The organism is Helicobacter sp. T3_23-1059, assembly GCF_053654515.1.
Genome location: NZ_JBSIUV010000080.1, coordinates 1 through 6871, shown reverse-complemented (window position 1 = coordinate 6871; position 6871 = coordinate 1). Strand labels below are relative to the sequence as shown.

Annotated in this window: 8 protein-coding genes and 1 pseudogene; all 9 read left to right on the top strand. The window is 39.2% G+C overall.

All coding sequences use genetic code 11. The features are described 5' to 3' along the window. A pseudogene (locus ACWIX0_RS12565) lies at positions 1-798 on the top strand (restriction endonuclease subunit M); the annotation flags it as partial. Then, complete coding sequence (locus tag ACWIX0_RS12560; protein WP_454174331.1) at positions 798-1355, top strand: hypothetical protein; 558 nt, start codon at positions 798-800, stop codon at positions 1353-1355. The pseudogene ACWIX0_RS12565 and the gene ACWIX0_RS12560, both read left to right, overlap by 1 nt. A 104-nt stretch (positions 1356-1459) precedes the next feature. Next, entirely contained in the window at positions 1460-2830 is a 1371-nt protein-coding gene (locus ACWIX0_RS12555; protein WP_454174330.1) for a tetratricopeptide repeat protein, read from the top strand. A 110-nt stretch (positions 2831-2940) separates the two neighbouring features. Continuing rightward, the gene (locus ACWIX0_RS12550) at positions 2941-3144 is read left to right on the top strand and encodes a hypothetical protein (protein ID WP_454174329.1); all 204 of its coding nucleotides are present in this window, start codon (positions 2941-2943) and stop codon (positions 3142-3144) included. Beyond that, positions 3141-3521, top strand: coding sequence for a type II toxin-antitoxin system death-on-curing family toxin (locus ACWIX0_RS12545; RefSeq protein WP_454174328.1), 381 nt, complete (start codon positions 3141-3143; stop codon positions 3519-3521). The genes ACWIX0_RS12550 and ACWIX0_RS12545 overlap by 4 nt, the downstream gene beginning before the upstream one ends. Positions 3522-3570: 49 nt before the next feature. After that, entirely contained in the window at positions 3571-4410 is an 840-nt protein-coding gene (locus ACWIX0_RS12540) for a hypothetical protein (RefSeq protein WP_454174327.1), read from the top strand. An 18-nt stretch (positions 4411-4428) separates the two neighbouring features. Next, positions 4429-5184, top strand: coding sequence for a phosphoribosylanthranilate isomerase (locus ACWIX0_RS12535; RefSeq protein WP_454174326.1), 756 nt, complete (start codon positions 4429-4431; stop codon positions 5182-5184). Positions 5185-5329: 145 nt separating this feature from the next. Then, positions 5330-6586, top strand: coding sequence for a hypothetical protein (locus tag ACWIX0_RS12530; RefSeq protein ID WP_454174325.1), 1257 nt, complete (start codon positions 5330-5332; stop codon positions 6584-6586). Positions 6587-6680: 94 nt separating this feature from the next. After that, positions 6681-6871, top strand: a 191-nt coding sequence (locus ACWIX0_RS12525; RefSeq protein WP_454174324.1) for a hypothetical protein, incomplete at its 3' end; no start/stop codon positions are given.

The following is a 6871-nucleotide window of genomic DNA, read 5'->3' as shown; positions in this document are numbered from 1 at the left end:
GTTGATTTGGAATACAAAAATGATGAGATTTTATGCCAAAATTTTTTGGGATTTACTCCAAAAGAGCGCGAATCTGAATGTAAAAGCAACACAAAATCACACCAAAAATACATTGTGCTAGGCAATCCGCCTTTTGGACTGCGCGGAAATCTTGCACTAAGATTTATCAATCATTCTAATGATTTTGGCACGGGTGATTTAGATAAGGGCGCGGATTTTGTGGCATTTATCCTGCCTCCGCTTTTTGATAGTGATGGCAAGGGAAGCCCAAAAAAGCGCGTGAGAGACTATGAGCTAGTCCATAGCGAAAAACTCCCGCTAAATAGCTTTGTCTATCCAAATGGCAAGGAAGTCGAAGTCGCCACACTTTTTCAAATTTGGGTGCATAAAAAATTACTTGCAAACAAAACGCTAAATATAGAATCTAGCGCACATAAAACCTGCAAAGATTTTATCAAAATCTACTCTCTTAGCGATGGCGGGACGAGTTCAAGCACACGCAATAAAGCAATGCTCTATAAATGTGATTTATACCTGCCTAGCACTTGCTTTCACTCCGCTAGTAAGCCACAGATGAAAATCTACTATGACTTTGAATCCTTGCCACATAGGCGCGGTTATGGCATTGTGATTTTGCGAGAAAATCCGCAAGAGAGGGCGCGTGTAAAATCCGCGCTAGAATCAATCGATTGGGTGCAAACGAGCTTTTTAGGGACAAATTCTAGCCTAAATTTGCGCACTTCGTTAATCGAAAAAGCCCTAATTGAGCAAGGATTCTACGATAAAGGCTTAATGTAATGGATATTTTAGAGATTGCAAATGCCGTATTTAGCGAGATTGAGCGCGAAGTAAATGCCACTTCAAAATGGAAAAGCACGAGCAAATACGCGCGGATTCGCCATTTACAAATCGATAAGCGCGGGAGTTTTGGCGAACGGCTTTTACGCGATATTTTTAGCAAAGAGCGCAATATTTCACTTGCCTATCAAGACGGCGACCAGGGCGATTGGGATATAAAGATTAACGATATTCGCGTGGAGGTAAAGACTTCAAGCCTTGATGTGAATGATAAATTTCAAAATGAGCATATCAAAAATACTCCAAATTGCGATTTTATCTGCTTTATCGGTGTCGCGCCTGATAATTTGTATATGCGGTTAGAAAAAATTAGCGAGATTGATTTTAGCAAGTTGCATAATCGTGGTGAGCGTGGCACGGGCGCGGGATATAAGTGGGATTTCAAAAAAGAGCAAATGATAGAAGTAAAAACCCGCGAAGAAGTTGTCGCACTCTTTTACGCCAAAATGGGACTTGATAAAAGGGCGATAAAGAAAAATTTGAAGTCAAAGCCATAATGCGCGAATCAAACAAAACCCACGCATTAGCAAATCTAAAAGGCACGAATCTTTAAATCCAAATTTTGCTAGAATCGTGGTTTAATTTTTTAAAAAGGTTAGAAATGAAAAAATTATGCTTGGTATTTTTGGTAGCATTTTTGTGTATTGTGGGATTTGTGGGCTGTGCTGCTGAAAGAATGCCATTTTGGCAAAAGCTAGAGTTACAAGTTCAATGCGATAGAGGATATGCAGAAGTGTGCTACCAGCTTGGCGGTATTTTTGAGAGAGAAAAAGAATATGATTTTGCTATTACCTACTATGGCTATGCGTGTAACAATAAAGATAAAAAGGCTTGTGATAAGATAAAAGACCTTGCGCCAAAAGAGCCTCTTGGTGCTAGACTTGCCTTGTTTGAAGCGTGTAATGGAAAATTAGATGACAAAGAGTATTTTTTGCCAGCTTGCCTAGAACTTCAAAAGATGTATGTGAAAGAAGGTAAAAATATATCGGGGAATATTGATGAGATTTACAAAATGTGTAAATGGGATAAGTTTGCACCTGCTTGTGATGAACTAGACAATGCTGTGAATAAATATGTGGCAGAAAAAATCCAAAATATAGAGATTTATGATAGAGATTTTCGGGCAATCATTAGTAATTTGAGTAAGTATTGCACACAGATAAATGCAAAAAGCGCGTGCAAAGCAAGGGAAAATATTTTAGCTGTGCTTGATAAAAGATGTATTACAGATAATACAGATGGCGAAAGTTGCGTCCTATTAGCTGATTTTTATGCGGATATAGACACCGATGAAACATATATAGAGCGTTTTAAAAAGGTAGCGCAAAAGGGTTGCGATTTGGGTAACGCTGATGCTTGTTATCTTTTGGCGCAGTATTTTTACGCCCAAAAGGGCAAAGAGGACTTTAATACGGCAAGAGAATTTGGCAAAAAGGCGTGTGAAACATTAGAAGATTCAAGCAAATGTTTGGAACTTGCCCAATTATTACAAAAGGACATTGTGGATAACAAAGATAACGAGGATAGACAAGTTGAAGCTATGCTTTTTTATCTTAAAACGGGTTGCGATAAGATAAATGATTATATTGTATGCCAAGAACTTGCTATGATTTATAATGAGGGGCTATACGATAAACATAAACTAAACAAAAAACTTATCAATCAAAAACAAGCCTTGCACTACTATGATAAGGCGTGTGCTTTGGGCATAGGTTGTGATTACTTGGGAGAAAACTATCTTTTTGGCGAAGTTGTGGGCGGAAAAAGAATCAAAAAAGATATGGCAAAAGCAAAGCATTATTTCACCAAAGATTGCGACAATAAAGGCGATAATTATTGGTGTGGCGATGATGAATATGGCAATAATGTATGCGATGCGAGTCCAAGTTGTTGCATAAAGAGAATGAATATAAAAGAGATGATAAAGATTGATGATAAATTTTTTAAGCAAATTAAGGTTATTTGTCGTTAAGATTTATTAAACATAGAATTGCTACGACCTTAGCGCGTAAAGTCTAATGATATATAACGCCAAAGTTTAGCTATAATAGCGAGAGTTTTTAAAAATTTAAGGAATGTAAAATGACAATCACGCTAGAAAATGTCGATAACGCAACGCTAGAGGCAATCAAACGCACAATAAAGTCAAATCCACGCGTCCGATGCAAGGTGCAAGATTTAAACATAAAAGCCAAAAAAAGCATTAAAGAAGCGATAGATGAGACTATTGCAGATTTTCAAAAGCCACAAAACTACCCTGTTTTTGAGCGGTTAAAAGATAAATGAATTATTTATCGCTTGAGGACGCCATTGCCTTGCACGATAAAATGATAGAGGTAATGGGCGGATTGCAAGGCTTTGATGGCTCACGCGTAGGCTACTTAGAATCCGCATTAGAGCATATCAAAAACGATGATTTTTATCCTAGCTTTGTGGATAAACTCACGCATTTGATTTTTTGCTGTGTGAAATTTCACCCATTTTTGGATGGAAATAAACGCAGTGCTATTCTTATCGCAAGGGTTTTTGTGCTGATAAATGCGCCTGAAATTTTGCCAAATGACTTTTATGAAAAGCTTGAAAATGTCGTGGTAGGCGTGGCAAATGATGAAATAAACAAAGATTCACTAAAAGCGATTTTGGCAAATATTCTGTCGTTTTAGGCAAAAATCACTAGGATTCGCTTTTAAATTTTAAAAAGGACAAAAACAAATGAAAACATTACGCAAAATCTTTGCGCTCATCGCGCTTTTGGCGTTTGGGAATCTCATCTCGCTCAATGCTTTTCCTAGCGAAATGGCGACTAGCGGGTGTTTTAGGACTTACTCGCCATTAAAGGAATTTTATGAAAATGGGCTTACCCCGCAACTCGCCTCGCAAAAATACTGCGTTGATAGGGAGTTTCGCAAAAAAGTAAGCAAAAAATACGCGCGTATTTTGATGCAATCCCTTGATACAATCATCGCTGATAAATCACGCATAGAGCGCGTGAGACTGCATAATGGAAGCAAAATCGCCTCTTATGACACAAGCGGGATTTTCCCCAAAGAATTGGTGTTTTTAGATGAGGACAATAATTGGGGATTTATAAATGCAATTGTAACGGCGATAACGCACCCGCACACTACTATTGCCAAAGTGTATGAACGCTTACGCAAAGAGGAGCTAGAAAATGCTGCATTCCCCGTGTATATGGGCGAAATAGTCCCGCTAGACTTTGTCAATAAAATTTTTCCCGCTACAATGCCTACAAAAGATTATGGCGCGTTTTTAGACTATGATATGGGAGCAAGGATAAAGATTGCGCTAAGCAAGGAGGAGCGAGAAAAAATACAGCAAAGCGAATACGAATATAACCTAAATGATTTTAGCGTAGTAGAAATAGGCGAAAATAACGGCGCGGGCGGGGTAGTGCCTTGGTGGGATTTTGGGGTGATTTCGTGGGCAGATTCTAATCGAATGTTGTTCGACTATAATGAATGCAAGAGTTATTATTTTAGGCAAATGGGCGATAATGTGGAGCTCATCACGATACATTATCAATGTGTGTAGGGGGTGTGTTGATTGCAAATGAAAATCAAATTTTGTGGGTTGTTTAGGGAGTGTGATATTGATTACGCTAATGCGCTAATGCCCGATTTCATCGGCTTTGTGTTTGCGAGGCAATCCAAGCGATTTGTGGATTTTGCTTTGGCAAGGGAGCTAAAAGCGCGTTTAGATTCTAAAATCAAAGCGGTGGGTGTGTTTGTAGATAGTCCTGTGGAGCGCGTTTGTGAAGCGGTGGGTGAGGGGATTATTGATATTATTCAACTACACGGGAGCGAGGATAACGCCTACATTAGCGCGTTGCGTGAATCGTTGCAAAAAGATTGTGGCAAGAGCGCGCCCATTATCAAGGCGATTAAAATGCGCGATTCGCGCTCTTTAAGCGAGGCTTTAAAATCAAGCGCGGATTTTATCTTGCTAGATAGCGCAAATGCGGGGAGTGGAGTGGCGTTTGAGTGGGAGATTTTGGAGGGGAAATTGCAAGATTCGCGCGATTTGCAGAATGCAAAATCAAACAACGCAAGTTTGCAACATTTGGATTCACAAGATTTGCAGGGTTTGGATTCGCAGGATTCGCGTATTTCACAAGATTTTGCCCACGATTTTGCTTCGCGCTTTTTCCTCGCAGGTGGGATAAACGCGGATAATCTGCCCCGCGCAATGTCGCTCAATCCCTATGCGATTGACATTTCAAGCGGGATTGAATCGCAGGGCAAAAAAGATTTTGCCAAAATGCAACACATCATCGAAACTCTCCGCGCTAGTGGCGAATCCAAATAAGATTCATAGCGGATTCATAGCCCCAAAACGCGGATTTTATACAGCGCGATTTTGGATTCTCTATGATTTTGCGATTCGCATAAATCCGCAAATTTTCGCTACAATCGCGCTTTTAAAATTTTTCGATTCAAATGGAGTATAAAAAATGCAAAAATTAAGTTTGGCGTTTTTGATTTTTGTGGCGTTGTTAGGCTACGCAATCGCGCAAGATTCAAACGATTCGCACCAAACTTCAAGCGAATGGGAAATGTTAGATTTTGTGAAAGGCAGTGAGGTTAAAAAGAAAAAAGAGGCACTAACTTCTTGCTATAAAACGCAAAATAGCACACAAAATTGCGCCAAAATCTTAAGCGATTGGGAGAGTTTATGTGCGTATAATGGGACAAAATACTGCCTTGCACTCTATGTGATTTATGCTGAAATCTATGAATCGCTTCGCAGGGATAAAGAGTCGCTAAATAAAACCATAGCGACATTAAAGCAACATTGCGAGGGCAATGACGCAAATGCGTGTTTGGCACTTGGCGAATCTTATGCAAAAAATGAGGCGGGGCTAAAAAAGGGCTTACCATATTTTCAAAAAGCCTGTGATTTGGGTGCTTCGATGGGTTGTGAATTTATCGTTTCGCGCTATTTTGGTGGCTATTTGAAGCATTTTGATAAAGCGCAAATAAAGCGATATTTTGACAAAGGCTTGCAAATCGCCAAAAGAGACTGCCAAAGGGGAGAAAAGTCGGCTTGTGAGATGATTCGCTATAAGTATGAGCCGTTGCGCATCGACATAGATTCAAAGTATCTGCCAAAAATAGCAGATGATTGGGAATATTTAGCGTATAGTTTTAGTTGGGAATTGGAGTATTTTAATGATTGTATGAAAAAATATGCCAAGCATTGCGATGAGATTTTGCTAACTATTAGCAATTTGTGCGATGAAGGCGAAGGCAAATACTGCGTAGCAAAGGGCTTAATCATTTTTATTGCAGAGAATGAGAATAAAGGCATAGGGATTTTACAAAAAAGCTGCGATAGTGGCTATGCAACAGCGTGTGCGGTGCTAGGGAATCTGTTTATGCCATATCCACCGCCAAACGCGAAAAAATCAGCGAAAAAAATCGGAGCAGAAAAAAGAAAAAAAGGCATACAATACAATAAAAAAGCCTGTGATTTGGGTAGCTATTTGGGCTGTGCGCAGTTAGCTGAAACTTACTATTTGGGGCTAGATAATGAGATACCAAAAGATAAGCAAAAGGCGCAACTTTACTTTGACAAAGCCTTGCAAATCGCCACTAGAGACTGCCAAAGAAAAGATGGATGGGAATCACCATTTAATTGGCAAAACGAAGCCTGTAAAGCCCTTAAAGATTTGGATAAAATAAAAGGCAGAATTGATTCGATGAAATAAACAATAACAAAGCGCGAAAACAATTCGCATAAATCCGCAATTTTTCGCTACAATCACGCTTTTAAAATTTGTGATTCTAAATAAGGGGCGAAAAGTGAAATTATCCAACAAATGCAAGGTATGTGGCAATAATATAAGCCACTTTAATGCAGAACAAGAAGTGTCGTATGGGGATTGGACAGATGATAATGAAAGAGACAGGGCGCGTGGCTTTAGCATAATAATATGCCCGATATGCAAGACAAAATACAAAACAAAGCCCGTAAATACAACACATATAACGAT

Coding starts and splice junctions, on each gene's coding strand:
- ACWIX0_RS12550 (WP_454174329.1), top strand. CDS start 2,941: ATGACAATCACGCTAGAAAATGTCGATAACGCAACGCTAGAGGCAATC.
- ACWIX0_RS12560 (WP_454174331.1), top strand. CDS start 798: ATGGATATTTTAGAGATTGCAAATGCCGTATTTAGCGAGATTGAGCGC.
- ACWIX0_RS12530 (WP_454174325.1), top strand. CDS start 5,330: ATGCAAAAATTAAGTTTGGCGTTTTTGATTTTTGTGGCGTTGTTAGGC.
- ACWIX0_RS12535 (WP_454174326.1), top strand. CDS start 4,429: ATGAAAATCAAATTTTGTGGGTTGTTTAGGGAGTGTGATATTGATTAC.
- ACWIX0_RS12540 (WP_454174327.1), top strand. CDS start 3,571: ATGAAAACATTACGCAAAATCTTTGCGCTCATCGCGCTTTTGGCGTTT.
- ACWIX0_RS12545 (WP_454174328.1), top strand. CDS start 3,141: ATGAATTATTTATCGCTTGAGGACGCCATTGCCTTGCACGATAAAATG.
- ACWIX0_RS12555 (WP_454174330.1), top strand. CDS start 1,460: ATGAAAAAATTATGCTTGGTATTTTTGGTAGCATTTTTGTGTATTGTG.